The sequence below is a fragment of the Echinicola sp. 20G genome (assembly GCF_015533855.1).
Classification (GTDB): domain Bacteria; phylum Bacteroidota; class Bacteroidia; order Cytophagales; family Cyclobacteriaceae; genus Echinicola.
Genome location: NZ_AP024154.1, coordinates 5601276 through 5628253 on the forward strand (window position 1 = coordinate 5601276; position 26978 = coordinate 5628253).

The 26978-nt window shown below is 39.0% G+C and carries 21 protein-coding genes and 1 pseudogene; 3 read left to right on the forward strand and 19 right to left on the reverse strand.

Annotation, left to right across the window (positions count from 1 at the left end):
- Positions 1–3: 3 nt before the first annotated feature.
- The 16 genes and pseudogenes from rfbH to JL001_RS22450 form a co-directional block, all read right to left on the reverse strand.
- Entirely contained in the window at positions 4–1329 is a 1326-nt protein-coding gene (gene rfbH / locus JL001_RS22375; protein WP_200980072.1) for a lipopolysaccharide biosynthesis protein RfbH, read from the reverse strand.
- A 1-nt stretch (position 1330) separates the two neighbouring features.
- Positions 1331–2404, reverse strand: coding sequence for a CDP-glucose 4,6-dehydratase (gene rfbG / locus JL001_RS22380; RefSeq protein WP_236252946.1), 1074 nt, complete (start codon positions 2402–2404; stop codon positions 1331–1333).
- Positions 2395–3168, reverse strand: a complete 774-nt coding sequence (rfbF, locus tag JL001_RS22385; protein ID WP_200980073.1) for a glucose-1-phosphate cytidylyltransferase — start codon at positions 3166–3168, stop codon at positions 2395–2397. Before rfbF ends, rfbG begins: the two co-directional genes overlap by 10 nt.
- A gap of 8 nt (positions 3169–3176) precedes the next feature.
- Positions 3177–4163 (reverse strand): FAD-binding oxidoreductase, encoded by a 987-nt coding sequence (locus tag JL001_RS22390; RefSeq protein WP_200980074.1) that lies wholly within the window; start codon positions 4161–4163, stop codon positions 3177–3179.
- A 6-nt stretch (positions 4164–4169) separates the two neighbouring features.
- Complete coding sequence (gene gmd, locus JL001_RS22395) at positions 4170–5348, reverse strand: GDP-mannose 4,6-dehydratase (protein ID WP_200980075.1); 1179 nt, start codon at positions 5346–5348, stop codon at positions 4170–4172.
- 71 nt (positions 5349–5419) lie between these two features.
- Positions 5420–5791 carry a GxxExxY protein gene (locus tag JL001_RS22400; protein ID WP_200980076.1) on the reverse strand — a complete coding sequence of 124 codons (372 nt, stop codon included), beginning with the start codon at positions 5789–5791 and terminating at the stop codon, positions 5420–5422.
- Positions 5792–5853: 62 nt separating this feature from the next.
- Positions 5854–6804 (reverse strand): GDP-L-fucose synthase, encoded by a 951-nt coding sequence (locus JL001_RS22405; protein ID WP_200980077.1) that lies wholly within the window; start codon positions 6802–6804, stop codon positions 5854–5856.
- Between the two features lie 157 nt (positions 6805–6961).
- On the reverse strand, positions 6962–8068 hold the full coding sequence (locus JL001_RS22410) for a GNVR domain-containing protein (RefSeq protein WP_200980079.1): 1107 nt from the start codon (positions 8066–8068) through the stop codon (positions 6962–6964).
- Positions 8069–8264: 196 nt separating this feature from the next.
- The gene (locus tag JL001_RS22415; protein WP_200980080.1) at positions 8265–8657 is read right to left on the reverse strand and encodes a four helix bundle protein; all 393 of its coding nucleotides are present in this window, start codon (positions 8655–8657) and stop codon (positions 8265–8267) included.
- A gap of 146 nt (positions 8658–8803) precedes the next feature.
- Positions 8804–11392, reverse strand: a complete 2589-nt coding sequence (locus JL001_RS22420) for an SLBB domain-containing protein (protein ID WP_200980083.1) — start codon at positions 11390–11392, stop codon at positions 8804–8806.
- Positions 11393–11521: 129 nt separating this feature from the next.
- A pseudogene (locus tag JL001_RS23325) lies at positions 11522–11737 on the reverse strand (four helix bundle protein); the annotation flags it as partial.
- Positions 11738–12115: 378 nt separating this feature from the next.
- Positions 12116–12628 carry an ArsR family transcriptional regulator gene (locus JL001_RS22430; RefSeq protein ID WP_200980086.1) on the reverse strand — a complete coding sequence of 171 codons (513 nt, stop codon included), beginning with the start codon at positions 12626–12628 and terminating at the stop codon, positions 12116–12118.
- 520 nt (positions 12629–13148) lie between these two features.
- Entirely contained in the window at positions 13149–14471 is a 1323-nt protein-coding gene (locus JL001_RS22435; protein WP_200980089.1) for a nucleotide sugar dehydrogenase, read from the reverse strand.
- Between the two features lie 428 nt (positions 14472–14899).
- Positions 14900–15898: a mannose-1-phosphate guanylyltransferase gene (locus JL001_RS22440; RefSeq protein WP_200980090.1), complete on the reverse strand. Its 999-nt coding sequence runs from the start codon at positions 15896–15898 to the stop codon at positions 14900–14902.
- Positions 15899–15924: 26 nt separating this feature from the next.
- Positions 15925–16998, reverse strand: a complete 1074-nt coding sequence (locus tag JL001_RS22445; RefSeq protein ID WP_200980091.1) for an SDR family oxidoreductase — start codon at positions 16996–16998, stop codon at positions 15925–15927.
- A 46-nt stretch (positions 16999–17044) separates the two neighbouring features.
- On the reverse strand, positions 17045–18361 hold the full coding sequence (locus JL001_RS22450; protein WP_200980092.1) for a UDP-glucose/GDP-mannose dehydrogenase family protein: 1317 nt from the start codon (positions 18359–18361) through the stop codon (positions 17045–17047).
- Between the two features lie 1087 nt (positions 18362–19448).
- On the opposite strand from JL001_RS22450, the gene JL001_RS22455 reads away from it, so the two are divergent.
- Entirely contained in the window at positions 19449–19952 is a 504-nt protein-coding gene (locus tag JL001_RS22455) for a UpxY family transcription antiterminator (RefSeq protein WP_200980093.1), read from the forward strand.
- A gap of 2 nt (positions 19953–19954) precedes the next feature.
- On the opposite strand, the gene JL001_RS22460 is transcribed toward JL001_RS22455, so the two are convergent.
- The 3 genes from JL001_RS22460 to JL001_RS22470 form a co-directional block, all read right to left on the reverse strand.
- Positions 19955–20326 carry a hypothetical protein gene (locus JL001_RS22460; protein WP_200980094.1) on the reverse strand — a complete coding sequence of 124 codons (372 nt, stop codon included), beginning with the start codon at positions 20324–20326 and terminating at the stop codon, positions 19955–19957.
- Between the two features lie 2 nt (positions 20327–20328).
- Complete coding sequence (locus JL001_RS22465; RefSeq protein WP_200980095.1) at positions 20329–22758, reverse strand: penicillin acylase family protein; 2430 nt, start codon at positions 22756–22758, stop codon at positions 20329–20331.
- Positions 22759–22972: 214 nt separating this feature from the next.
- Positions 22973–23545 (reverse strand): DUF2911 domain-containing protein, encoded by a 573-nt coding sequence (locus JL001_RS22470; RefSeq protein WP_200980097.1) that lies wholly within the window; start codon positions 23543–23545, stop codon positions 22973–22975.
- A 372-nt stretch (positions 23546–23917) separates the two neighbouring features.
- Here JL001_RS22470 and JL001_RS22475 point away from each other — a divergent pair, with 372 nt between their 5' ends.
- Together JL001_RS22475 and JL001_RS22480 are read left to right on the forward strand one after the other, a co-directional pair.
- Positions 23918–24943, forward strand: a complete 1026-nt coding sequence (locus tag JL001_RS22475; protein WP_370567405.1) for an endonuclease/exonuclease/phosphatase family protein — start codon at positions 23918–23920, stop codon at positions 24941–24943.
- 85 nt (positions 24944–25028) lie between these two features.
- Positions 25029–26879 carry a M1 family metallopeptidase gene (locus JL001_RS22480; protein WP_200980100.1) on the forward strand — a complete coding sequence of 617 codons (1851 nt, stop codon included), beginning with the start codon at positions 25029–25031 and terminating at the stop codon, positions 26877–26879.
- Positions 26880–26978 lie beyond the last annotated feature (99 nt).

Here is a 26978-nt window from a genome sequence, read left to right on the forward strand (position 1 = left end):
AAATTAAAAGTTCAATCCAAAGAATTCTTCCAATTTCTCTGCAATAAACTCAAAATGCTCTTCTCCTAACGCAGGATAGACACCAATCCAAAAAGTGTCATTCATGGTCTTATCTGTATTGATCAGCTCTCCTACGACCCTATGTTCTACCCCATGGAAATAAGGTTGCCTAATTAAATTACCAGCAAATAATAATCTAGTGCCAATTTTATATTGGTCCAAAAACCTCAACAAATCTACTCGATTGACTCCTGCCCCTTCTTTTAAGGTGATTGGAAAACCGAACCAAGAAGGATTACTATTGGAAGTAGGCTCAGGTAATTGCACAAAATCAGTAAGCGATTGCAGTCTATTGTATAAATAAGTATAATTATCCCTTCTTTTTTGAATAAACTCCTCCAATCGATCCATCTGCGCTAAAGCACAGGCAGCCTGCATATCTGAAATTTTTAAATTATAACCTGCATGGGAATAGACATATTTATGATCATAACCATAAGGAAGATCCCCGTGCTTCTGCTCAAAGCGACAACCACAGGTATTATCACAGCCAGGGGCACAATAACAATCTCTACCCCAATCTCTAAATGATTCAGCAATAAGCTTTAACTCATCATTATTGGTAAATACTGCTCCTCCTTCTCCCATGGTGATATGGTGGGCAGGATAAAAACTCAAAGTAGCAATATCTCCAAAGGTACCAACCAACTGATCATCATAGGTTGCTCCCAAGGCATCACAGCAGTCTTCCACCAGCCACAAATTATGCTTAGCACAGATTTCCTTGATTTTACCGAGGTTAAATGGATTTCCCAGGGTATGTGCAAGCATAATGGCCTTGGTTTTGGGCGTAATGGCTGCTTCGACCAAATCCGCATTGATATTATGAGTGCTTAAGTCTACATCCACAAAAACAGGCACCGCTCCAAATTGCACGATTGGGTTGACTGTAGTGGGAAAACCCGCTGCAACCCCAATAACTTCATCTCCTCTTTTGATGGCTCTATCACCTAATTTAGGAGAAGTCAATGTACTAAACGCTACCAAATTTGCAGAGGATCCAGAATTTACAGTAAGGCAATGTTTCACTCCTAAAAAATCAGCTAGCCTTTTTTCGAACGCTTTATTAAACCTACCCGTGGTCAACCAACCATCCAAAGAAGCCTCAACCATATTGCTCAGTTCACCCTCACCGATAACTTTTCCTGATGGTGGGATTACCGTTTCACCGGGTACAAACTCTTTCTCTGTATAAGCCACAGAAGCATATTCACTAACCAATTTTTGAATATCCTTACGAATTGTCTCTAAACTTCTAACCGCTTCCATTTTAATTATTTTGATATGATTTTATTTCTTCTAAACATAGTGCTTGAACATCAGCTCCTTCTAACCAGGATTGATGCCAGTTTATAATTCTCTCCAAGGTATCCCCTACATGCCAATTAGGAGTCCATTTAAGTTCATAAGCAGCTTTGGAACAATCTAATTTTAGCAATTGCGCTTCATGGGGATTTGCTTGCTCATCCAATTTCCAAGAAGCACCTTCTCCCCACAAATCTACCATAGTATTTAGGATCCATTCCACAGTTTTACAATCCTGATCTTGGGGACCAAAATTCCAACCTTCAGCATATTTTGATCCATGATGATACAAGGCTTCTGCTAATACCAAGTAGCCTGACAATGGTTCCAGAACATGCTGCCAAGGGCGTGTGGCAATTGGGTTCCTAACAATAACTTCCTCTTTCTTTTCAAAAGCTTTAAGAATATCAGGAACCAACCTATCTTCCGCCCAATCTCCCCCTCCTATCACATTCCCTGCTCTAGCCGAAGCGATGGCTGCACTACCCTGATCATGAAAAAATGATCTTTTATAAGCTGAAGTCACCAGTTCCGCACAGCCTTTACTACTACTATAGGGGTCATGGCCTCCCATAGCTTCATTTTCCCGATAGCCCCAATGCCATTCCCTATTTTCATAGCACTTATCAGTTGTAACAGAAACTATTGCTTTCAAGTGGCTACAATGCCGTGCCGCTTCCAATACATTTGCTGTCCCGATCACATTGGTCATATAGGTATCTATAGGTTCCTTATAGGAAAGTCTCACCAAGGGTTGTGCCGCCATATGGATGAGCACATCTGGATTAAAAGCTCTCATACTTGCTTTTAATCTTTCCAAGTCTCTTATATCTCCATCTTCAGACTGCATACCTCCGGCCACTTTTGCCTCATTAAAAAGTGCTGGATTGGTAGGTGCAGCTAATGAATAGCCTTTTACATCAGCCCCCAAACTTTGTAACCATAATGAAAGCCAACTTCCCTTAAAGCCAGTGTGTCCGGTAAGAAATACTTTCTTACCTTTCCAAAAACTTGCTGTTACCTTACCTGTCATTTCCATAGCTTCCAAGGAGCTTTACCTGATTCCCATAATTCCTCCAATTTCATCTTATCCCTGAGGGTATCCATGGGTTGCCAAAACCCTTCATGCGGATAAGCCATCAATTGATCATCCTCAGCCAAAGTCATCAAAGGAGACTGCTCCCAAATAGATGCATCTCCATCTATTCTAGTAACTACTTTAGGGGATAATACAAAGAAACCTCCATTGATCATGGCACCATCTCCTTTGGGCTTTTCTTTGAAACTTTTAATTTGTCGGTCTTGGATATCCAAGGCACCGAACCTTCCCGGAGGATAAGTGGCGGTCAAGGTAGCATCTTTTCCATGCGATTGATGAAAAGCAATCAATTCCTTAATATCCACATCCGCTACCCCATCTCCATAAGTAAAGCAAAAAGCTTCATCGTCTTTGATATAATCATACACCCTTCTCAATCTTCCTCCGGTCATGGTCGCATCTCCGGTATCTACTAAAGTCACTTTCCACGGTTCAGCCCTTTTCTCATGTACCTTCATTTCATTATGTTTCATATCAAAAGTAACATCAGATTGGTGCAAAAAATAATTAGCAAAGTATTCCTTTATCACATATCCTTTATAGCCACAACAAATAATAAATTCATTGATGCCATAATAGGAATAGATTTTCATAATGTGCCATAGAATAGGTTTACCTCCTACTTCGACCATAGGCTTAGGTTTGGTGGATGTTTCCTCACTTAATCGGGTGCCTAGGCCACCTGCCAAAATTACTGCTTTCATGAATTTATTTAATTTGAGATTACAAATGCGTCCGAATAAAAATTATGCTCATTAATGCCTTTAGCCATCAGTAAATCCTTCGACTCATGGATCATATTATCTGAGCCGCAGGCATAAAAAACACTATTCTTAAGATCAATATTTTTTCGCAACAAAACTTGTTGGATATAGCCTGTTTCAATCCCCGGTAATTTTTCGCGAGATAGCACAGGTATATAGTTAATGGATAGGTTCAGTTCTTCTAAAGAACAAAAATGATCGGCTTTGAACCTTCCTCCCCAAAAAACAAAAACTTCAGGTATTGAAAGTCCTTCTTTTTGATTCTTAATAGATTCTAGAATGGCCATCACAGGGGCAATACCCGTTCCTGTAGCGAGAAACACTATATTTTTACTATTATCTAATTCCCTTAGGAAAAAAGTCCCTTTAGGTCCTTGTACCCTCAAAAGATCATTTACCTTAGCCTCATCAAACCAATACCGACTCATTTCCCCTCCTTCATAGTTTTTAATAAAAAAGGTTAAGGTTCTATCCCCTTTTGGTGCATTGGCTATGGAGTAGCTTCTTTTTACTCCTCCTCTGATAATATCTACATACTGACCAGGTAAATATTCAATGGCCTGATTTGGAGGGAAACGCAATACCACTTTTATAACCGTATCATTTAATTTTTCAATGGATTGTATTTTTGTAGGAAGAGTCTTTACAGCAGGAATATTATATTTCCCTAAATCTTCCGCATTAATTTCCATATCTGAAATCGGCTTGCGAATACAGGAAAGAATAAAATTATTATTCTTATCCTCATCTTTCAGTGGCAATTCTTCCATTAAGGGCTCTGAACTCCCCTTCATCACCTGAACTTTGCAACTTGAGCATCTACCATTTAAGCAGCTATGTTCTAAAACTATTCCAGCACTTTTTGCTCCTTCAAAAATAGTTTCATGCTCGCCACATTCAAATGATCTATTATTTTTAAGAAATATCTTAGGCATAAGGCTCTATTCAGCTTGATTTAAAACTTTATGCCCCCCATCCAATAAATGGATATCCCTTTGGAACAATTTAATATCAGAGATCATCATATCTTTCACCAAACCCCTTAAGTCATATTCTGGTTCCCATCCCAATTGGGTTTTGGATTTGGTAGGATCTCCAATCAATAAATCTACTTCTGTAGGTCTAAAATACCTTGGATCAATCTTTACTATAGTCTGATTGATTAATTGTTTTACTGATGAACTGGATAAATCACTACCAGTGGCAAGTTCAAATTGCTTTTCATCAATGCTGTCCAAAATCCCTACTTCATCTACTCCTTCACCTTCAAACCTCAGATTAAAGCCAATATGGGCGAAAGCCATCCTAATAAACTCACGTACTTTAGTAGTAACCCCAGTAGCAATAACGAAATCCTCTGGCTGCTCTTGCTGAAGGATCAACCACATGGCCCGCACATAATCTTTCGCATGTCCCCAATCACGCTTGGCATCCAGGTTACCCATAAAGAGCTCTTTTTGAAGCCCTAAAGCAATTTTAGAAACGGCTCTTGTGATTTTTCTTGTTACAAACGTCTCTCCTCTTCTCGGAGATTCATGGTTAAACAATATCCCATTACAGGCAAACATATTATACGCCTCTCGGTAATTTTTTGTGATCCAAAAACCATATATTTTCGCGACGCCATAGGGTGATCGGGGATAAAAAGGAGATTTTTCATCATACACCCCTTGCGCATTTTTATTTTCTTCCATCCCCCCATACAGTTCAGAGGTAGAGGCTTGATAAATTCTGGTTTTCTGTTCTAGGCCTAAAATCCTTACTGCTTCCAAGATCCTTAAAGTTCCCATTCCATCCACATTGGCCACATATTCAGGGGAATCAAAGGATACCTTGACATGCGACATGGCCCCGAGATTATAAATCTCATCGGGTTGGGTTTCCTGAATAATTCTGGTCAAATTCATTGAATCTGTCAAGTCCCCATAATGTAGCACTAATTGAGGGTTCTTGACGTGAGGATCTTCATACAAATGGTCGATACGATCGGTATTGAACAAAGAGGCCCTTCTTTTGATCCCATGTACCTTATAGCCTTTTCCTAAAAGTAATTCCGCCAAATAGGCCCCATCCTGTCCTGTAATACCCGTAATTAGGGCGACTTTTTGATTCTTTTCCATTTATATTCGTCAATTATTGTTGCTCAGAGTAACACTGAGTTAAGCACAGCGTAACATAGTGTTCTTGAGAGTTAAAGCACTACTCTTTTAATTCCATTTTTAAAACTCTTGGTGTTAAAACTTAACAGCAAGCCTATCTTTTTATTTGAAAGTTTCAAATAAGTTAATACCTGAGCCAAATGAACATCAGTAAATTGTTCGACGGTCTTTAGTTCAACTATAACCTGATTCTCCACAAGCATATCAATTCTATACCCACAATCTAGTTTAACCTCTTCATAGACTAAAGGAAGAGCTTTCTCTAATTCTACCAATAAGCCTTCTTTTGCCAACTCATATTTTAGGCAAGCCTGATAAGAGGATTCTAATAGTCCCGGGCCTAAAGCGGTGTGGACTTTATATGCTGATGATAAAATCTTTCCTGTAATATCGTTTACATTCATAATTTCACAGTGTTACACTGTGTTATACACTGAGTTACTCTGTGGAACTTTTACTGTTCTACTCAAATTTTGACTTGCTTGAAGGAATCAATATTCTCCAAGAACCATTGATAGGTATCCTTAATCCCATCAGCTAAGTTGATTTTTGCTTTCCAACCGGCATCCGCCATCTTGGACACATCCATCAATTTCCTTGGTGTACCATCGGGTTTTGTACTGTCCCAAACAATCTCTCCCTGATGGCCGACAGTTTTTTGGATTAGTTCGGCCAGCTCTTTGATGGTCAAATCCACTCCGGTACCCACATTATACAAATTATCCTGAAACTCATTCTCCAAAGCAAAGACTACCGAATCTGCCATGTCTTCCACATGTAAGAATTCTCGCATAGGCGTTCCTGACCCCCATAGCTCTACAGGCGCATTGCCCCTCTGCTTGGCTTCATGGAACTTACGGATCATGGCTGGCAACACATGAGAGGTTTTTAGGTCAAAATTATCATATGGACCATAGAGATTGGTTGGCATCAAGGATACATAATCCTTATCATATTGCTTGCGAATGGCTTCGCAGGCTTTCACTCCGGTTATCTTAGCAATCGCATACCACTCATTGGTAGGTTCTAGGGAAGAGGTCAAAAGGTATTCTTCCTTTAGTGGCTGAGGGGCCATTTTGGGATAGATGCAGGATGATCCCAAAAATATAAACTTTTCAATCCCTGCCTGGTGGGCTCCATCAATCAAATTATTTTGGATCTGCAAATTCTCCATCAAAAACTGATAGGGATAGGTATTATTGGCTAAGATACCACCTACCCTAGCCGCCGCATCAATTACAACATCTGGCTGTTCTGAAGCATAAAAATCATTAACTGCATTTTGATTCCGTAAGTCCAACTCTTTACTGGACTTACCCATCAAATTGGTATAACCCTTCGCTTCCAAGGCCCGCCAAACGGCTGATCCCACCATCCCACGATGTCCTGCAATATATACCTTTGTTTCTTTCTTCATTAAGTTATTATTTATTGGATCTTATTAATGTAATGAACAGTTATTTTTATAATAATGAGAGACAATTAAAATTGATATTCAATCCGTACATAGGACTCCCCCTTCCGGGTGCTAAGGGGTAGCAAGGAAATAATTGTAGAAAATCAATAAAGCCTTGTTATTTATTCCACTCCTCTCTAACACCATCCAAATACTCTCTTCCGAACACAACTCCTAAAGCAATCATAAGCCCAATAACAATAAAAATAAACAAAATCAAAGGTCTTTTTGGAGCAGACTTTTCTGCCGGAATAGTAATGGGGTCTATCACTGAAAAAACTGGAGTATCCTTACTGACTTGTAATTTGGCTTGCTCAAGTTGTTTAGCCATTTCTGTATAAACCGAAAAGGCCAGATTATATTCGGATTCTAACTTTTCTAATTGATTTAAGGCCACAGAGCTGGAAATGTTCTGATTTCGGTCTCTGTATCTAGCCAATCGATTTTGTATCGACTCAAACTCCTTCTTCTTATTTTTAAAACTTGCTTCTGTAAACTTCAGTTGCTCTTGAGCATTTTTTACTTTGAAATCGATAACCTCTTGGTGTAATAAGACCTCTGCATATTTAGCCATTTGAGCAGAAGCCTTTGCTTCAGGCATAGTAACTGATAATTGTACAAAACCCTCTTTTTCATTAAATGATACCACAAGTTGACTACCCAGCCTTCTAAAATGCTCCATTTCTTCTAGAGAAACAATCATAACTCCCCCCTCATTATACTCAGCTTGTTTCTCCTCCACTTCTCCTTTTAATGCCTTAATTAACAAACCAGGTAAACCTACAGTATATTTTTTTACATAACCTAAAACTCCTGGAGAATGATATTCCTCATAATACTTTCTATAAGTAACTTCTTCATCAATTTCCAAAAACTTTAGAGGAGCGTTTAACATTTTCTTTTTAAAAGGAATACTGCTTACAATTTTTGGGTATAAAGTTGGAGGAATTTCTGAGCCCCCATTGACTGTTCCTAAGTTGATACCGGCCAACGAAGCTATACCACCTAAACTCCCCCCAGGCTTACCCCCGTTGGAAGTCTGAGGCAGGTAAGTTCCACTTGCAGTAAATTCCTTAGGAGAAAAAATTGCCACCAAAAAGCCTAGGGTTACAAAAAGTCCCACGATACGGAGAACCAATTTACGTTGGTTCCAAACAGTTTTTGCTAGGGCAAGCAGGTCGATTTCGTCGTCTGTATTCGGAGCTGTATTTGGTGTAGTATTCATAATGTATATTCAGGAATTGAAGGCCTTAGTAGTGGTTGTTTTTTGGGTTAACTGCTTATTCTCTTGGCCCGCCCCCGCGGGCAAACTACTTAATTGGTTAACTGATGGATTTATGTTTAGCTGAACGATACCGCTCAGTTAAACAAGTAGACGTTGGAGCCAAAGGCGAAAACGCTACATAACCAGTTAAACTAAATTAAAATCTCTTTTTAAGTGTATTCTTATTATTTAACTGAAACCTATAAAGTGCATTCAACTTATTGATGATTTCATCTAACTTCAACCTTTTAGAGACATAAATCTCTTCTGAAATAAAATCCAAATCCAAAGCTGTAGTCAAATGGTCTATGGTTTCCAATGCACTTGAACAAGCAATATTAGTAAAGTGCGCTTGATCCAAATTAGAAGATCTACCAGATCCCTCTGCTAAGTTAGTGGCAATACTATCAGTGGCTCTCTTTAATTGACTAGTTAACTCAAATTGCTCTTCCCTTGGAAAACCTTTAACAATCTCCCTTATTTCTACCCTAAATTTCCTTGCTAATTGGTATACCTCCAATTTTTCAAAAGAATAGATATGATAGGACATGTTTGAGTGTTTGTTTGGTTAACTGATTATCCAGGAGTAAATGTTTAATTGGTTAACTGGTTAATTGATAGACTACGTGTAGCTACACGGTACCATTCAGTTAAACAGTTAAGCCAGCCACAATGTGGCCTAAACAATTAAGCAGATTACTGCGCTAACCGATCGATCAGTATACCCAAAGTCGCTAAGCTGGAGGCTAATCCTATCCAATTGGTAGCGGACATGGGTTGACGCTCTGGTTTTTGGGGAATAATAATCTCTGCGCCAGGCTCAATGCCAGGATAATTTTTGAAAAATAAAAACTTCTTGGTACGCTGCACATCTCCATTGGCATAGACAACATAAGCTTTTCCTTTACGTGCTTGATCGGTGAATCCTCCTGCACGGGAAATATAATTTTTGAAGCCCTTCCCATTTTCATAGCGAGCTGAAGTTGGGAAAAGAACTTCACCTCTCATACGAACGGTTTGCAATTCTTTAGGAATACTCAATACATCTCCCTCCATTAAAATCAGGTCTTGATCCGACTCGGGATGCTCCATGATATAATCCAGGTCAATTCCTATCAGTTCCTGGGTTCTAAATTCAACTTCTGCTACCCTAGAACTATCTGAGGCTGCCACATCCTTGACCCGATTGATTTTAAATTCTCCAGAAGCCAAGCCTTTTTGGTTGGCCAAATCTCCTCCCTTCTCACCAATTTTTTCATCGATTCTAGATAGGATATTATTCTCTGCTTCTGTGTTTTTACCATCCTCCTTGATCAGGTTGTTCTTCACTTCCCTTAACTCTTGGGACTTGACTTCATTATCACTTTTAGGTGTATAAAACTCTGTTCTGCGAATCAAAGTAGCGCCTTTGGCATAGGCAAATTGATTCAATCCTCCTGCTCTTTTTAGGAGATCAGAAATCCTCTCAGTAGCCGTAGCAATGGTGTATTGCCCTGGATAATTCACTTCACCCTCTATCCTTACCATTTGCTCTCTCTGGAAGCCAGGGCTTCTTCGAATGATGACATGGTCAAAGGGTTGCAAAACAACTTCCTTGTCTTCGCCATTGATTTCCAGGTTCTGATCAATATCAAGTGTAAAAATCTCTGCTATCTGGCCATCTGTACGATCTTTTACCCTTCTGGCTACTTCTATATAGGCATCAGAAGCGGATTCCTTAAAACCTCCTGCTTTGAGCACCAAATCCTCTACCGTCATATTCTCTGCAAAGGCAAAAGCCCCAGGACGGTTTATTTCCCCGGAAATTTTGACATAGAATTCTTCCTTTAAATCATATTTGCTGGGGATATGCAAGACATCTTCCCTTTGTAGTGGGATATCGGTAACCGTTCCATTAACTACCCCCTGCACATCTACGGGCACGATTTCCAAAGTCATATCTTCTTGAGTGCGGTATAAAGTAGCTCGATTTAAGAATGCTTCTCCCCTTAATCCGTCTGCTTTCTGGATCAGGTCCTTTACGGTCATCCCATCATACAAGGCAAACTCCCCTGGGTGATAAACAGCACCAGAAACCTGCACTCTGTTTTCAAAACGATTGAGCTTTTCCCCCACCAAAAACACATCCCCGTCCTGTACCTTAAAGCTTTCGAACTGTTCTTGGGATACATCAGCCACCTTACGGGCATCATCGGATAATCTTCTCACACCAATGCGTTGGGTATACGCTTCACTCTTAAATCCACCCGCATAGCGGATCAAATCTTGGATATCTTCTTGGGGCAATATTTCAAAAAGACCTGGTCTCCTTACGGGGCCTTGTACTTCCGCACGGGTTTGTACCGCAGGCACTATGATCATATCATTGTCCTGCAAACGGATATTTTGCTGCTGGTTGCCTTTGACTAAAAATTCATAGACATCCACTTCGGCTACTTGACGAGAATCGCGGAATACTTTTATACTCCTAAAAGAGCCTTCCTTATTGGGACCTCCTGCCGCGTACAGGGCATTGAATACGGAAGCAAAAGAGGGTAAGGTATAGGTACCTGGATTGCTTAGTTCACCCGCCATGGATACTTGGATGGAACGGATATTCCCCAGTCGAATTTGTATAAAGGTATTGGGGTTACTACTATTTAGATCAGCATAAATTCTGCTCAATTGTTCCTTGATGCGGGCCGTAGTCGCTGCAATGCTGGCGCCTCCCACTTGAATAGGGCCTACATTAGGGATATAAATTCTTCCCTCTGGATTCACTGTTAAATCATAAGACTGTTGGGAATTTCCATACACATCAATCAACAATTGATCCCCAGTACCAATCACATAGGACTGGGGCGTAGGGATATTTAAACTTGGAGAAAAATTAAGCTTTTTATTATGGAACAAACCATATCCGAAGATTTTCTTTTCTGTTTCATCCAATCCTGCACTATCTTCCACATTCATTCCTCCGCTAACTGGCGCATAGACTTCTCGTTGAACCCCTGTGTCTATATCTGATTCCTGATCCACTTCAGGGGTAGCCGAACTTAACTGATTGATCCGCGTGGCCAATTTACTGGCTTCCATGGCCGACATGCCTCGCTCTTGGGCCAAGGCCGGAATTTGAGATTTGGAGATACCTTGTTCTTCTGCTTTCAAAACCAGCGTCTTGATCTGTTTATCAGACAGTTCATCCACCTTCACATTTCGGATATCGGAGAGGGATTGGGCCTGGAGCGAAATCGCAGATAGTAATAGAATTATTGTTAAGTAAAAAGATTTGATATTTATGGACATACCTTATTAATTAGGAATGATGAATGTTAAATGTATAATTAGGAATGATGAATTATAGGATCCTTAGAAGGCAAAATTTTCAAACTTGAATAACAGCCAAAAGACAAAGGCATAAAGCCGAAAGCTCATTTAGATGGCGTTTATAAGGGCCTTTAACATGGAGGCTATCTCCAATCCTTCCGATTCTATTCTATTGAGTTGCGCTGTTGTAATCCAATTTCGTTTGTCGAAAAGATTAGCGAGTGTCACCATCTCATATAATGATCCACGACTACAATACAGGAATTGCTTGAATTCCTTATCTGCATTTCTACCTTTCCCCTCTGCAATATTTTGTGGAACAGAAGCCGAACAAGATTCGAACTATTCAATTAATCTAAAATGCTTTCCTGGAGAATTCAACCCTTCAACAAGCTCTATACAATATTCAGCCAAATGCATTGATTTCTGCCAAACCCTAAGCTCTTTTAAATTAAAATGCCGCTCACTCATCAATCCAGTATAGCTTATACTATTTAGACTTAAAACCTTTTGTCCCCTAGCTTTTATCTTTAGGCTTTCAACATTCAGCCTTCTCTATTAGCCTTCGTCCTTCAGCTTTAGACTCCTTTCTTCAGACATTCGGCATTCGGCTTTCCGCTCCGCCCGCAGCTTCGCCCGGTCAGTCACATGATGTGCTTAGCAGGCCTTGGATAAAAAGAAAAATAGCTGAGCAGTTATTCCTTACTCAGCTGCCTTATTATACAAAATAATGCCAGCAGGCAAATCATCGCTCAGCACCGTAAACTTTACGCTGCGATCAATCATTTCCTGCATCCTATTTCCCAAACTGTCGAGGTATTCCTCATTAAGCTGCTTTCCTAAAATACCAATATCAATCGTACCGGTATCCATACCATTGGCATAATCCCCAGTCAGTACGACCTTCTCCACATCTCCCATCCGTTTAAGTACTTCATCCACTACCCGGTCCAGACCAATATATTTTCGGATAATATCCTGCAATGACCCAAACAAAGGATGTTGGGTATTGGCACTGTAACTGATTCGATTTTTTTCGGATTCCTTTTGCAAGTAGCCCGCTTCGGACAAATTGTTCAGCTCTTTTCGAATGGCATTGGTAGATTCTCCAAACTCTTCGGCCAAACCGCGGAGATGGCTATGGTTATCTGCATTGATGAAAAACTTCACCAATAAACGCAGTCGGGTCTTGGATGTAATTAAAGAATCAAGCATTAAAAAAAGCATCAAACCTAATGAGCACCAAAAGTACTCAGTGACTTTTATTTCTCCAAAACTTTTCAATAATTTCGCTAAGAATGTGTTTTATTTTGAAATGCTTAATATTTAGATAATCTCATTACCCTATTTAAAGCTTAGTTTAAGAAGTTACCCTATCAACCTGAGTAGGTCATGCAATAGATATCAATACTTCATTGCGCCCCCTATTAAAGTAGGCGTGGGTTGGAATAGAGTGAGGCAATCCCATAAAACGTAAGACTGCCACGGCTTACTCCTCTCAAATCTCCCCTTAAGCAGTGATGATTTTATAATAGAACCGGAGTTTTTAAGCTGACCAGTTTTTGGGGTAGCTTATATTAAGTCTCATCTTTTCCGCTGGATTAAAAACTAAGACACAAAAAAAGTCCGGACTGAAAATCCGGACCAGGACAATATTCTCAATAACCATAGCATGAATCCAAGTCATGTCATGATTAAAAACTCAAGACTAAATACTTTCTACTCAAGACTAAATTTATAACCTAGCATCCACTTTTTCTTTGCTCAAAACCCCTTTTACATCATATACCACTTGATGGGCTGATTTTTGAATGTCCCATGCTTTAAAGTCTTTATGTGCTACAGCTAAGATCACTGCTGAATAATGATTGAGTTCAGGCTTTTGGGCTTTGTCGATTACAGCTATCCCATATTCATGGGCTATCTCCTCCGGACTGGCCCAAGGGTCATATACATCCACCTCAATATCAAAATTCTTAAGCTCCTGATAAATATCAATCACCCTTGTATTTCGCACATCAGGACAGTCTTCCTTGAAAGTAAAACCCAGTATCAAGACTTTAGACTCCATGACCTTGAGGTCCTTGCGCATCATGTGCTTGATCACCTCAGTAGCCACATGCTTGCCCATGGAATCATTCAAACGCCTTCCCGCCAATATAATTTCTGGATGATAGCCCACTTCTTGCGCTTTTTGTGCCAAGTAAAAAGGATCCACTCCAATGCAATGCCCCCCTACCAAGCCAGGTCTAAAAGGCAGGAAGTTCCATTTGGTCCCTGCCGCTTCCAAAACTTCATGGGTATCAATTTGGAGCAGGTTAAAGATTTTCGAAAGTTCATTGACAAAAGCGATATTGATATCACGCTGTGAATTTTCAATCACCTTGGCTGCCTCTGCTACTTTGATGGAAGATGCTTTAAAGGTACCTGCCGTAATAACTGATTTGTACAACTCATCTACAAAACTTGCTGCTTCTGGCGTACTTCCTGAAGTGACTTTTAAAATTTTCGCGACAGTATGCTCTTTATCCCCTGGATTAATCCTTTCCGGTGAGTAGCCTACAAAAAAATCTTTATTGAACTGAAGCCCGGAAGCTTGTTCCAAAATGGGTACACATTCATCCTCCGTTACTCCCGGATAAACGGTAGATTCATAGATCACCACATCTCCTTTTTTGAGTACCTTGCTAATAGACTTGGATGCTTTCAACATGGGCGTCAAAACAGGTCTATTATGCTTATCTGTGGGGGTCGGAACAGTTACAATATAAACATTACAATCCGCTATATCGTTTGGAAGTTCTGTCGGAAAGAAACCCTTTTTTGCCTGCTCTAGTCTGATTAAATCCTTGGATAGAACAGACTTTAAAAGTTCATCCTCGACCTCCAGTGTGGAGTCTATCCCTTGGGCTAATTGATGGACTCTGCTCGAGGAAATGTCAAAACCAATGGTGGGATATTTCTTTGCAAATTCAACAGCTAATGGTAAACCTACATAACCTAATCCTATTACGGCTATTCGGGTTTCATTTAGTGGAAAAAGTAATTCATTATTCATATTTCTATAATTTTAAACTAAACATTAAAAAAACATATCGCTTGATTCGTATTTCAATAGTAAATTAAATGGAGAGTTTTAAAAACTTTTTCCTGAAAGTAACATTCCCCCTTTTGTTCCAAAATCATGAATTCGAGCCTTTAAAATTCTTAATATTGTTGTTTTGCTGAATCTTGGAGCCTATTTTAAAATATTCTGCTTCATATTAAATACTTTCTTCAGCTAATGTCAATACTAAATGTTCTTCATCAAACCAAAACAAAACTTATTCTCATTTATAACCGATTCAACAACACCACTTGAAATAAGCTAATATTAAACCCATGCTGGTGAACTTATCAAAAAAGAGAAGGCTAAGCAAATGAGAAAAGAGGATAAATCACCCTCTTTCAATAATACTATATTATTTGAAAAAATAAAGCCCAGAATCAATTAACTAACTCTGGTTTATCTTTCTCTAATTTTTCAAACACCTTTTTAACATCTTGGGCACTTTCCTTTTTTAGTACCAATATAGCATCCTTCGTTTGAATCAACATGGTATTCTTTAATCCCACAAATTCAGTGTGAAGGTCTGTTCCAATGATCATATTCCCAAACTCATCGGGCTCGTATCCGTGGCCTGTCATATACTCAAAAATGGATTCGAAAGACCCCATGTCGGACCAATTAAATGATGAAGGAACAACTTTAATTTTTTCAGTTCTTTCCATCACAGCATAATCCACTGATGTAGAAGGAATTTCCATGGAAAGATCAAAATCTAAAAATCCATCCTTAGATGCTTCAATTACTTCTTTCGACTTTTCCCAAACTAAAGGTTCATATTGTTTAAGCTCCTCTAAGAACACACCTGCCTTAAAACAAAACATACCAGAATTCCATAAAAAGTTACCTTTCTTCAGGAACTTCTCCGCAGTGTCCAAGTTAGGCTTTTCTCTAAAACTCAACACGTCTTCTCCTTCTGATTCAATATAGCCAAAGCCGGTTTCTGGTCTGGTTGGTTGTAAACCAAAGGTAACAATCTGTCCACTTTCAGCCAATTGAACTGCTCGCTTAACGGATTCTAGGTATTTATCCTCTGCATCAATTAAATGATCAGAGGGGGTTACAAAAAGAATATCATCTGCATTCGCTTTAAATGCTGCAAAAGCTATTGCTGCAGCTGTATTTCTAGGGCAGGCTTCTATAATTTCAATAAAGCCATCCACTCCCAGCCCCTGAAGATCTTTCCGGGACAGTTCATAATTGGCTTTATTCCCAACTACCATCAAACTATCACAGAGAACCCTGTTTCTTTCGATCGTTTTCTGAAATAACGTTTGGCCTTCAAAAATGGGCAAGTATTGCTTTGGGCAGCTTTTTCGGGACAATGGCCACAATCGACTTCCTACTCCTCCCGACAAGACTACATTAATTGTTTTCATGTTTTGTTTTTACTATTATTTAAAAATCAACTTTGGAAAGTTAGGTCTTTTTTCATGCTTAGCCAATACCACTCACAAGTATCTTTTAACCCCTTCTCCATAGAATACTTAGGTTCGTACCCAATAATCGACTTGGCCTTTTCTATAGAAGCCAAAGAGTGAGGCACATCACCGGGACGTCTAGAACCATATTCAAATTCTATAGAAGCAATTTTTTCATCATAATTTCTCAACTCACTCTTTAAGGTTTCAGCCAACTGATTCAATGATGCACGCTCACCAAATGCAACATTAAATACTTCAGAAATTGTTTTCTCGGAATCAAACGGCTGGTCCAATTGACTATAATAGGACGATAAATTCGATTTCATTTCATCTGTATCTTCTGCCGCCGCCAGTTTATTGGCTTGGATCACATTGTCTATATAGGTAAAGTCCCTGGAATAGGTACCATCGCCGTTTATTTTAGGAGACTCTCCATTGATCAGAGAAAGTACAAACTTAGGTATGACAGCTGCATAAGCTCCATTTGGATCTTGCCTTCTACCAAAAACATTGAAATACCTTAGCCCTATAGTTTCTAATCCATAGATATCAGCAAAATTACGTGCGAAGAGCTCATCAACAAATTTTGTAATGGCATAGGGAGACAAGGCATTCCCAATTACATGTTCTACTTTAGGCAAATCAGGATGGTCCCCGTAAGTAGATGAACTTGCTGCATAAATCACTCTTTTGACACCCGCTTCTTTGGCGGCGAAGAGTATTTTCACAAAACCTCCAATATTAACATCAGTACTGGTCATTGGATCAGCGATTGATCGGGGAACAGATCCTAACGCTGCTTGATGAAATACGTAGTCACAACCGGCTACTGCTTTTTGACAATCCTCAAAATTTCTGATATCGCCTCTAAGTAGCGTAAAATTATCTGATAATTGGGCCTTCTTGATGTTCTCAATCTTTCCGGTGGAAAAATTATCCAAACAAACTACCTGATGTCCATCCGCTAAAAATGAATCAATCAGGTTAGAGCCGATAAAACCGGCCCCACCTGTTACTAAGATTCTTGAATCTTTTCTGATTGACTTTTTACCCATATGATTTAATGAATCTAAAAATGGTTTACTTGAAATTCAAGAAATATCAAACTCCTATTCCATAATGGGTAAAACCTAATTCATTGAGGTATTTACGGTCATATATGTTTCTACCATCAAATATCACCTTATGGTTCAAGAGTTTATTTAAAGCGCTCCAGCTTGGAATTCTAAATTCCGACCATTCTGTAACCAATAAAAGCGCATCTGCATCTACGCAGGCATCATAAGCATCTTTACAATAAGTTACTTTATCCCCTACATATACTTCCTTTGCTTCCTCCATGGCAATTGGATCATATACTTTCACTTTTGCTCCGGCTGCTCTCAGCTCATCAATAATTACTATCGCTGGAGCCTCCCTCATATCATCAGTGTTCGGCTTAAAACTTAATCCCCACATAGCAAAAGTCATTCCGCTTAAGTCATCACCGAAATGTTTCTTCACCTTATGGACCAGCTTATATTTCTGGTCATCGTTTACCGCTTCAACAGCCTCAAGTACCCTGAGGTCATATCCATACTGCTTTGCCGTTTTAACAATTGCTTTAACGTCTTTGGGGAAGCAGCTTCCTCCATACCCAACGCCTGGATATATAAACTTATTACCGATTCTTGGATCAGATCCAATTCCACTTCTAACCATATTCGCATCTGCCCCTACCAATTCGCAAAGATTGGCAATATCGTTCATAAAGCTGATTTTAGTGGCCAGCATGGCATTGGCGGTATACTTGGTCATCTCTGCTGAAGGAATATCCATGTAAATAATCCTATCTCCACTTAACTGGAAAGGTTTATAAAGCCTCTTCATAATGTCTTCAGCTCTTTCATCCTCCACTCCGATAATAATTCTATCTGGCTTTAAAAAGTCTTCCACTGCAGCCCCTTCTTTCAAAAATTCAGGATTAGAGGCAACTGCAAACTTCAAGGCACTTTCTCTTTTATCCAAAGCATCCTGAATAGCCTTTTTCACTTTACCTCCCGTTGTCACAGGCACGGTACTCTTTGTGGCTACAACAATGTAGTCATTCATGGTTCTCCCAATCTCATCAGCCACAGCCAAAACATACTTCAAATCTGCTGATCCATCCTCTCCTGGAGGGGTTCCTACAGCAATAAAAGCTACCTCTGAATCTTGAATAGCCTCACCTAAGTTGGTGCTAAAAGTCAATCGCCCGCTTTGGTAATTTCTTACAACAATCTCTTCCAAACCAGGCTCATATATAGGCATGATTCCTTTTTTGAGCTTGTCAATCTTCTTTTGATCAATGTCGACGCAAACAACCTCAATGCCAACATCTGCAAAACAGGCTCCCGACACCAAGCCTACATATCCAGTTCCTACTACAGTAATTTTCATGATTTACAATTAAAATATTTAGGTGGTTAAATTAATACATTTTTAGTTCTCGATCTACAGCTTCAACTGATTAGTCTTTACAAACTATGGGTTTGTCAGTGCCAAAATAATTTCTGGATAGTCACCACCCTACATTTCTCTTTATCTCAAATAGACATTATCCGAACCGCTCATATAGTCAAATACGAGTTATAAATGTTTAAGCTGAAAGGTTTTTGGGTATACCTGACATCTGTTTTACACATTTACGTTTTCTATAGTCCAGATGCCAATTAAGTGTCCTCTTTCAATACTGAAACTTATTTTCATTATTGAAAAAAAATTTCTCAACAAACTAATAAACTTAGTCAATGATAGATTAAATATCAAAATCCCACTATATCTATCCCCTACAAAATTGTTGATGTTTTAAAAGTAGTTTATTTTATTTTAAATACAAAAATTTGTTTTTAAAATTTTAATTTATGTATCTCATATAAAATAAAATGAGGTAAAGATTATTTTCGATTATCCTGCACAACGGATGCTTTAAGAGTAAAGTACAGAGGAATTTAACCTTAAAAGCTCCATAATTCTTCGCAAAAACATAACATTTACATGCTAAACCTTTTAAAAATAGGAAAAACCATTAAATGCATTGAAAAATTTACAATTTATACGCCTAAATTCAGTGACTTAAATTAATAATTTCTCATGGAAAACGGTTTCCAATTTTATTAAGTGTAATTTTCACATGTTTTGTTTATGTTTATTTGAAAGAATAAAGATTAGGATTAAATTTGTACTAGCAAGTAAAGCAAAAGGCTTTACACATTGTGAGGTGCAGGGACAGAATGGCTTTGTTATTTTGTCATTAGAAGTTTTTCTGAAGGTTCGACTCCTTCTCTCGCAACAGGTTATTTTGGGTTTATTGTTAATTGACTAAAGCTATGGAATCTTGTTTCATAGCTTTTTTTATGGCCATAAAATAATTAGAAATACTCAAGTAGATAGATGTCCCTAACCTAAGAAACATCATTTTGTTAACCAAAAAGACTTGATTATGCCCTATTATATTCCGATTATTGAGTCTTCAAATTTTTATTAAATGAGTACTGAGATCAACTGGTTTGTGATGTATACGGCTCCAAGAGCTGAAAAAAAAGTAGCACAGCGATTAGAAGAAAACAATATTGAAACCTATCTCCCTATGATCGAGGAAATTCGTCAATGGAGTGATAGAAAGAAAAAGGTCAAGAGACCTCTCTTTAACGGTTATTTGTTTGTAAGAGCCGAAAAAAACAGACTCTGGGAAGCCTTACAAGTTCAAGGAGCTGTGAAATTTGTCAATTTTTCAGGCAACCATGCCATTGTGAGGGATGAAGAAATCGAAGCTATCAAAAGAATCGTCACTACTGGTGTTGCTGTTGAGGTGGACAGTTCTGAAATACATGAAGGCCAACAAGTCAAAATATTGGGTGGACCATTACAAGGCTTTGAGGGGGAGTGTATCCAAAAAGGAAACCAAGATTATTTTATCATTAGAGTACCGAGTATCAACCAAACTGTTATGGTCACCGTACCAAGGAAATTCCTGGAAATAATTGGGTAAGATTAGCGACCATAGTAATAAGGTTGCTTTTTCTCAAATAACTTCCTGAAGCGGTTGCCCGTTAAAGCGCTAAACCCTCCAATCAATGCTCCCATTAAAGCAGTGATCAGCATTAATGACCCTTGATGGTTTAGCCCCATTATTTCTCCCATCATTCCGGGGAGAGGTGACGCTGTACTCCAGGTCACCCAAAAGGACTTCCCAAGCCATACAATACCTACTCCCAATGCTGCTGAAAAGAAAGCCCTCACACCATCACCTCCAAAGACCAAGCCCATATTTGCCCAAATCAACATCATTACCCAATAGGTCAAAAAAGGACTCACCAAAAGTGTAATCAATGCAAATAGTAAAATCCATAAAAGAAATTTCATCGTTACCTTGGGTTTAACACAGTTTTAAATAAATTATTTTCCATTTCATTTTTGGAGTACAAGCTCATATTAAGGTATTCTCCTCTGGCCCATTTATCGATCATGTTTGCATAAAATCTACTGCCGGGGTTACCGGATTGCCCTCCAGGGTAGATCCCCTGTGCCTTTACATCTTCGCCCAATTCCACTAACATTCTCCAACTTGCACCATGTCTTTCACTTGTCGCATTAATGATACTTCTCCCCCCTCCCGTATGCACACTATCATAGCTAAAGGCTTTAAAATTGGGAACCAAATGTTGGATGCTGGTATGCTTATACTTTGACCAGGACAATTCCTTTCCCTCTTCACTTAACTTACCCCATTCTTCAACTGTCGCTTCAAATGAACTTTGAATTTGTTCTTTTGCGGTTTCTAATTTCGCTGAAGTGTTTGGATCATCAAACACACTGTCCATAGGATAATCAATTATAAATCTTGAAGTTATATAATTATTTGGGTAAACAATCGGCTTTCCTTTTTGGTCCAGTTTTGACCAAATACTTGCTCTTAGCTTTGACCACCAAATATTAAAAATAGTTGGCCCAGTCACACCAGGATCAGCATAAAAATCCCAGTTCGATAAAGAATCAATAAGCATTTGTGCATCTTCACTGAAAACTTTTGTGGAATCCTCTTGCAAATAACGCATCATTATCGGAAGCACCTCCGCTGCATGAAGGTCATAATCATCAAACTGCATGACTTTCATATCCTCCAAAGTAATATTATCCATACTTTGGAGAAGTGAATTAATCCTCCTGTTCCTGTAATGCTCAAAGCTATTGTCAAAGACATAATAAGGATAATCTTTCCCAACGGAATACTGATTGGCTGAACTGACAAAACCTCTTTCAGGGTTCAAAGTTGAAGGGTTTTGATTATTGGGAATGTATCCACTCCACTCAAATGCAGGATTGTTCCCATCCATTAAGTACTTGCCCTGTTCTGGCCACTTCAAGGGAAACTTTCCTTGAACTTTCATGGCGATGTCCCCATTCTTTGCAGCAAAGACAAAATTCTGAGCAGGTGAGGTAAAATTGTCCAATGCAGCCAAATAATCTCTATGGCTCTTTGCCTTGTTAAGCAGCAGAAAAGTCTTTTGCTCATTGGAACCTTCATGAGCGGTCCATTTCAAAGCAAAGTTCCGTTTTTGATCGTTTGGTTTAAAAGTCCTATCATACATAACAGGACCATAATGGGTATAGATCACCGTATCCATATAAGCAGAATCCCCTTTAACTTCTATGGACTCTAGTCTAAGGGTGCTTTGGATCCACTGATCATTATAGCGGTACTCCAACCTGTTTTTATCCTTGAATTCAATGGAATACCAATCTCTTACATCCCTGGTAGCATTGGTTACTCCCCAGGCAATATCTTCATTAAATCCACTGATGACCCCCAATGCCCCTGGGAGTGTCGCTCCTTTAACCGTATATTCCGGGGTACTCAGCTGCATCACGTACCATAAGCTAGGAAGGTTAAGTCCCAAATGTGGGTCATTGGCTAAAATGGGATTGCCACTTCTGGTCTTAGAACCATCTACAGCCCAGTTATTAGACCCAACGCCAGGTTCAGGGCTTGAGATAGGTTCAATCAAAAGTGAAAAATCCGGATATTTTAAACCTGCAGGCTTCTCTATTTCTAAAGGCTGAAAATTCCAAACATGGTCTACTTCTATAACAGGGTCATTATCTTCTGTATAATCGGGAAAAAGCTTGTTCATGGTACTTTCTCCTACCTTAGCCCTTAAATTGGTATATTCAATATCCTTGTCTCCTACCAACATATCGGCCATATACTTCAATAAAAGCACCGTTTTGTAAGCACTCCATTTCTCTGGCCTATAATCCAGGATCTTGTATTCTACAGGAAGGTCTGCAAGCCTCAAATGTTCTATATATAGATTGACCCCTTCACTGTATGCTTCTATCAGCTCTAATGTCTCCGGGCTATTATCAGCCAGAAATTGTAACCCCATTTCCGCCCCATATCCTAGTCCTTTTCTCCTCTGTGTTCGATCAAAATCTATAGCTTGTATCCCAACTATTTCGGATATTCTTCCTGCTGCTGCCCTCGTTTGAAACTCCATTTGCCAAAGACGATGCTGAGCGGTTACATATCCTTGTGCCAGCATTAGGTCTTTATCGTTTTGTGCAAAAAGATGAGGAATCAAATTTTCGTCGTAGACCACCTCCACAGGAGCGGACAGTCCTTCAAGATCAATTTTTTTCTTGGCTTTTTCATCTTCACTGTAAGAGTTCTGCCAAAAACCATGATAAGGATCCAGCAAATAGCCTAAAGGAGGAACCTGCCCAATGTTTACAGAAAGACCTACTGCTAATACAAGAGTAACTAGTAAAACAATTAAAAATCCGAAGTATTTCATAAAATATACCTTCTTTGGGTGATTCCAGGTAATTAGATATCCGAATTTAATCCATTATAGTATAATTTCAATTGATTAAAGCAGGAATATTTGATGTTATACCAAAACTCAACCCATAAAAAAATAAAAATAACATCTTTTTCACCTATTTAAAATGCAAAAAGCTTTGGAGGAAACATCCAAAGCTTTTTTATTATTATCCTGATTAAATCAATTAGTTTATAGTGATAGGCAGTTTAAGTTTTTCCCACCTCACGATCAGTCCTGGTTCCTCCACTGAAATCAAAAGCTGTTCTTGGTTGGTATCAAGCCATTCCGGAGTCACCTTCACTCTTAACACATCATTTTCCTCTTTATACTGGTAATGGCCATGCTCTAAATTCCATTCAGAATTAAAAATCACTGTCCAGTCACCTTCCTTCTGAGGAATAGTAAACAAAGAATACTTGCCAGCAGGCAAGGCTTCACCCTCTACCGTTACGTCATCTGAAAAATTCAGATAAGTAGCTTCATTGGCACCGGTTCTCCATACTTCTCCATATGCTTCTAAGTCTCCCCAAATGGCCCTACCTTTTACGGAAGGGGCTCCATATTGGACTGAGATGGTTTTCCCTCCAATTTCTCCCTCAGCAGTTTTTAATGGGCTAGCTCTTTCTTCCTCCTGCATTTCCATAGCTTCCGTTTCTTCGTTTTGGACGTTTTCACTCTTCTCGGCCCCACCACAGACACTCAACAAAGCTCCCGCAGAAATTAATATTAATAAAAATAAAGCGTCAAACTTTTTCATAAATTTTGAAATTGATTTAAAACGAATTTAAGCATTTTTTCAACATCCAATCACAATCCGTCTATTAATTCGAAATGAACATTCTAATTTATTTGTTGACAAAATATAGCGACTTATCTCACTAATTTTTCACTCAACATAAACCAAGCACTTTAAGTCACTTCAAATCAACCAGATCAGAAAGTATATTATTACCATTGGTATCAATACATTTTATATTTTACCATTAACATTACCCAATTATAACAGCAAGGCATTATTTTCCTTGTAATTCCCTTAATCATAACCTATTTTCGCTAACATTTATACGATGTACATATGCGCTATCTTGTAATTCTCGTTTTTTTACTATCTGTAATACTTTTTTTCTGCGTGAATATTTCCCCAGAACAGCTACCCTATGCGGGATTGGTCCCCATGTTTATCCCTGTTTTTTTGATCATTAACTTTATCCTCCTTATTCTATTAATTTTTGCCAAGAAAAAAATATTGGTGCTTCCTCTTGCTGCCATCTTGATAGGTTGGAAATTCATAGGTGTAACCCTTCAGTTCAATAATGACTCTACTGATGAAAAGGGGCTTTCTGTATTGAGCTATAATGCCCATATGTTCAGTTACGAAAAATACAAAGCGAATGATCCCAAAGTAGTGCCTAACATTTTTAATTGGATTCGTGAACAAGACGTGGACATTATGGGATTTCAAGAATTTTATCAGGATTATACCACTCCTGCCAGAAATGCCATCAAACAAATCAGTAATGAGGGCAAATACAATTACTCTGCCCAATCTGTAGAGGAAAAATCCGGAAGGCGTTTCTTTGGTTTAGCGATCTTCACTAAACACCCCATTATCAATGAAGGTAAAATTTTCGACAATAGAAAAACCAATGGAGCCATGTTCATTGATATCACCGTCAACAAAGACACCATTAGGGTTTATAATGTCCACCTTGAATCCATGAGTATTCCTGCAGACCAGTTGGATAATATCGATGGAATAAAAGAAAATTACCGCAAAACTTGGCGTAGGCTTAACAGAGGAATGGTCAACCGTGCCAAGCAAGTAACAGTATTGACCGACCATATCAAAAACAGCCCTTACCCAGTAATTCTTATGGGAGACTTTAATGATGTGCCCTATAGCTATACTTATTTTACAGTAAGATCGATATTGGAAAATACCTTTGAGACCATAGGAAATGGATTTGGATTTACATTTAACAAAGTGCTTTTCTTTTTGCGGATTGACAACATCTTCTATAGTGATCAACTGACCCCAATCCGATTTAACACACTCAGGGAGGTTGACTATTCAGACCACTACCCCATTGAAGCTGTTTTCCAGCTAAACCCTCTGATCAAGGCTGTTCCTCAACCTTTGGACACTGACCAGTAATTTAAACATTCCAAAACCTTTGATAAGCGGTTTAGGTCTTATTTACTTTTTATTTTACTTTTGACAATTGGAAAAAATTATAACTATGAGATTAATTTGGTCAAAAGCATTGTTTGGCCTTTGTTTTCTTAGCGTGCTAAGTGCAAAAGCCCAAACAGACAGATGGCAACAAGCCGTTAAATATGAAATGGATGTCGAAATGGACGTCGACAAAAACCAATATGAAGGGCATCAAAACCTTGAATACACCAACAACTCACCAGACACGCTACACCGTGTTTTCTACCACCTTTACTACAATGCCTTCCAGCCTAACAGCATGATGGATGTAAGGTCAAGGACCATTGCAGATCCTGATGGAAGGGTGAAAGACCGCATTGCCAATTTAACACCCGATGAAATCGGTTACCTAAAGGTGAAATCATTGAAAATGGATGGCAAAAGTGCAGACATCGAACATGTGGGCACTATCTTGGAGGTAAACCTACCGAAGCCCATCCTTCCTCACAGCACCGTTAACTTTTCTTTGGATTTTGAAGGACAAGTGCCTCTTCAGATCAGAAGATCGGGGCGTGACAACAAAGAAGGTGTTCGCTATTCCATGTCGCAGTGGTACCCAAAAATGGCCAATTACGATGATCAGGGTTGGCATGCCAACCCATATATCGGCAGGGAATTTTATGGCATTTGGGGAGACTTTGATGTTAAAATAACCATTGACAAATCATACATTCTTGGAGGAACCGGATACCTTCAAAACCCAGAAGAAATTGGATATGGCTATGAAGAGGAGGGGCAAAAAGTAAAACAGCCTCGAGGAAAAACATTGACCTGGCACTTCCATGCCCCTCAAGTTCATGACTTCATGTGGGCAGCTGACCCTAACTATACGCATGATAAAATGGTCATGGACAACGGTATCACTATTCATCATTTATATATCAAAGGTGAAAAAACAGCCAACAACTGGAAGAAACTGATGGAATACACTCCACAGTCAATGGCTTACTTAAGTGAACATTTCGGGCAATATCCTTATAAACAATACTCTGTCATCCAAGGTGGTGATGGAGGCATGGAATACCCGATGTCTACTTTGATCACTGGAGAAAGAACACTCCCAAGCTTGGTGGGTGTTATGGTTCATGAAATGGCCCATAGCTGGTTCCAAGGTGTTTTAGCCACCAATGAATCATTGTACCCATGGATGGATGAAGGCTTCACTACTTTCGCTACAAATGTAACCATGAACAATATTTTCTCTAAAGAGCCTTCCAAATCCCCTCAGGCTGGCTCCTATAGAGGGTACATAAGACTGGCCACTTCAGGAAAGGAAGAGCCTATGACCACGCACTCTGATCATTACCATACCAACTTTGCCTATGGTTCTGCCGCTTACTCAAAAGGAGCCGTATTCTTGGGGCAATTAGGCTATATCATTGGCGAGGAAAACCGTGACAAAGCCATGCTGAAATATTTCAACGATTGGAAATTCAAGCACCCTAAAACCAATGACATCGTCCGTGAAATGGAAAAGCAAAGTGGACTGGAATTGGATTGGTATAAAGAGTATTGGGTAAATAGCACTAAAACCATTGACTATTCAGTATCATCTGTTGAAGCTTCTGATAACGGGACCAAGATAACATTACAAAGAGATGGTCTGATGCCTATGCCAATTGATTTGGTAATCACCTATCAAGACGGCTCCCAAGAAATGGTCTACCTTCCTTTAGTGATACAAAGAGGAAACAAGCCTGAAGAAGCTGGGATGCCAGAACGCATCAAAACACAAAGGTGGCCTTGGACCAATATCACTACTGAAGTAAATTTGGACAAAGATTTCAACACCATAAAAAGTGTGGAGATTGACCCAAGTCAAAGAATGGCAGATATCAATAGAGACAATAATAGTTTTACCTTGGAAGAAGAGTGATGGGGATTATCTAAAAGATAAAGCTCAATTTACTTTGATTTAAGATGATTGAAGTATCATTGGACATACAAAGAGTAGGTTCGATATTTATAAAAACAA

What these genes read in the sequence shown, in the direction of transcription:
- rfbH (WP_200980072.1), bottom strand. Translation starts at nt 1,329, where the DNA reads ATGGAAGCGGTTAGAAGTTTAGAGACAATTCGTAAGGATATTCAAAAA.
- rfbG (WP_236252946.1), bottom strand. Translation starts at nt 2,404, where the DNA reads ATGGAAATGACAGGTAAGGTAACAGCAAGTTTTTGGAAAGGTAAGAAA.
- rfbF (WP_200980073.1), bottom strand. Translation starts at nt 3,168, where the DNA reads ATGAAAGCAGTAATTTTGGCAGGTGGCCTAGGCACCCGATTAAGTGAG.
- JL001_RS22390 (WP_200980074.1), bottom strand. Translation starts at nt 4,163, where the DNA reads ATGCCTAAGATATTTCTTAAAAATAATAGATCATTTGAATGTGGCGAG.
- gmd (WP_200980075.1), bottom strand. Translation starts at nt 5,348, where the DNA reads ATGGAAAAGAATCAAAAAGTCGCCCTAATTACGGGTATTACAGGACAG.
- JL001_RS22400 (WP_200980076.1), bottom strand. Translation starts at nt 5,791, where the DNA reads ATGAATGTAAACGATATTACAGGAAAGATTTTATCATCAGCATATAAA.
- JL001_RS22405 (WP_200980077.1), bottom strand. Translation starts at nt 6,804, where the DNA reads ATGAAGAAAGAAACAAAGGTATATATTGCAGGACATCGTGGGATGGTG.
- JL001_RS22410 (WP_200980079.1), bottom strand. Translation starts at nt 8,068, where the DNA reads ATGAATACTACACCAAATACAGCTCCGAATACAGACGACGAAATCGAC.
- JL001_RS22415 (WP_200980080.1), bottom strand. Translation starts at nt 8,657, where the DNA reads ATGTCCTATCATATCTATTCTTTTGAAAAATTGGAGGTATACCAATTA.
- JL001_RS22420 (WP_200980083.1), bottom strand. Translation starts at nt 11,392, where the DNA reads ATGTCCATAAATATCAAATCTTTTTACTTAACAATAATTCTATTACTA.
- JL001_RS22430 (WP_200980086.1), bottom strand. Translation starts at nt 12,628, where the DNA reads ATGCTTGATTCTTTAATTACATCCAAGACCCGACTGCGTTTATTGGTG.
- JL001_RS22435 (WP_200980089.1), bottom strand. Translation starts at nt 14,471, where the DNA reads ATGAATAATGAATTACTTTTTCCACTAAATGAAACCCGAATAGCCGTA.
- JL001_RS22440 (WP_200980090.1), bottom strand. Translation starts at nt 15,898, where the DNA reads ATGAAAACAATTAATGTAGTCTTGTCGGGAGGAGTAGGAAGTCGATTG.
- JL001_RS22445 (WP_200980091.1), bottom strand. Translation starts at nt 16,998, where the DNA reads ATGGGTAAAAAGTCAATCAGAAAAGATTCAAGAATCTTAGTAACAGGT.
- JL001_RS22450 (WP_200980092.1), bottom strand. Translation starts at nt 18,361, where the DNA reads ATGAAAATTACTGTAGTAGGAACTGGATATGTAGGCTTGGTGTCGGGA.
- JL001_RS22455 (WP_200980093.1), top strand. Translation starts at nt 19,449, where the DNA reads ATGAGTACTGAGATCAACTGGTTTGTGATGTATACGGCTCCAAGAGCT.
- JL001_RS22460 (WP_200980094.1), bottom strand. Translation starts at nt 20,326, where the DNA reads ATGAAATTTCTTTTATGGATTTTACTATTTGCATTGATTACACTTTTG.
- JL001_RS22465 (WP_200980095.1), bottom strand. Translation starts at nt 22,758, where the DNA reads ATGAAATACTTCGGATTTTTAATTGTTTTACTAGTTACTCTTGTATTA.
- JL001_RS22470 (WP_200980097.1), bottom strand. Translation starts at nt 23,545, where the DNA reads ATGAAAAAGTTTGACGCTTTATTTTTATTAATATTAATTTCTGCGGGA.
- JL001_RS22480 (WP_200980100.1), top strand. Translation starts at nt 25,029, where the DNA reads ATGAGATTAATTTGGTCAAAAGCATTGTTTGGCCTTTGTTTTCTTAGC.